1 protein-coding gene is annotated in these 1421 nt (G+C 62.9%); it reads right to left on the reverse strand.

The genetic code is table 11. The features are described from left to right. Positions 1-291 precede the first annotated feature (291 nt). Positions 292-1335 (reverse strand): IS110 family RNA-guided transposase, encoded by a 1044-nt coding sequence (locus ZRA01_RS20215; RefSeq protein ID WP_141355168.1) that lies wholly within the window; start codon positions 1333-1335, stop codon positions 292-294. Positions 1336-1421 lie beyond the last annotated feature (86 nt).

The raw sequence follows: 1421 nt of genomic DNA on the forward strand, positions 1-1421 counted from the left end.
CTAACCCGTATATGGACTCCTCCCGTTTTGCCAGCGCGAATGTTGGATGACAAGGGGGTCGATTGCTCACGTATATCCGGCCTCCTGGTTGGGCGTAGTGGCCCGGGCCATGATGAGTTATCCGCGCGTCTGCTCCTGATCGACCTAGCGTGCTCGAGGCACATCGGGTTTGGAAGGGTTTTCAGACGCCGATTCGATCGGTTTGTCATCGGCGATTCTTGCTGGGCAATCGTGAGGAAGGTGCTCCTTCTTAAACTTTCATCATAAAAATGTCGTGGGCGCCTGCCCGCTTCAGGCCGGCTGTGCCGGCCTCGCGTGGCCGTGCAACGGGTCGTAGTCTTCCTCCCGCCTCAGCAGCACCCAGGCCAGGCGCATTGTCTTGTTGGCCAGCGCCACCGCCGCCACGTTCGGGTTGCGCCGGGCACACAGGCCCTGAAGCCACAGGCTCAACGGGTCCGTCTTGCTACGGGCGGCCCGCAGCGCTGCGCGGGCGCCGTGGATCAGCAGCGTGCGCAGGTAGGTGTCGCCCCGTTTGCTGATGCCAAGCAAGGTCTGCTTGCCGCCGCTGCTGTGCTGGCCGGGAACCAGTCCGACCCAGGCAGAGGCCTGGCGCCCGTTCCTGAATTGCCGGCCATCCCCCAGCGCCGCGATCAGCGCCGTGGCCACCAGCGGGCCGACTCCGCGCAGTTGCTGCAGACGCCGGGCGCTGGCGTGGGTGTTGGCCAGCGTCCCGATGGCTTTGTCCTCGGTTTTGATCCGCTCGTCCAGATACACCAGGTCGTCGCGCAGCCCCGTGAGCAGTAGCCGGAAGTCCTCCTGCAGACGGTTTTCGGCTTCTTCGAGGATTTCCGGCAGGTGGTGGCGCAAGCAGCGCACGCCCAACCCGATCACGATGCCGTATTCAGCGAGCAGGCCGCGGATCTGATTGGCCTTGGCGGTGCGCTGCTTGATCAGTTCCGAGCGCACCCGGTGGCGGGCCTGGATGTGCAGTTGTTCGATCGTCTTGACCGGGACGAAGCGCATTCCAGGCCGGCTCACGGCCTCGCAGATGGCTTCGGCATCGTTGGCGTCGTTCTTGTTGCCCTTGACGTAGGGTTTCACGAACTGCGGGGCAATCAGCTTGACGGTGTGGCCCATCTCGGTGAGTACCCACGCCCAGTAGTGGGCGCTGGCGCAGGCTTCCATGCCGATCAGGCACGCGGGCAAGGCTTGGAAGAAGGCTTGCATGTCCTTGCGCTTGAGCTGACGCGATAGCACCCGCTTGTCCTGGGCATCCACACCGAACACCTGAAAGACATTTTTGGCCAGATCCAGGCCGATACGCGTAATCTTCACGACGGACTCCTTCTTTCTGATTGACCGGAGGTGACACTTCCCAGTCTGGCTCATCGAAGCCGTTTTAGGAGGGAGGAGTCCATCTC

The sequence above is a fragment of the Zoogloea ramigera genome, from assembly GCF_006539865.1.
GTDB lineage: Bacteria > Pseudomonadota > Gammaproteobacteria > Burkholderiales > Rhodocyclaceae > Zoogloea > Zoogloea ramigera.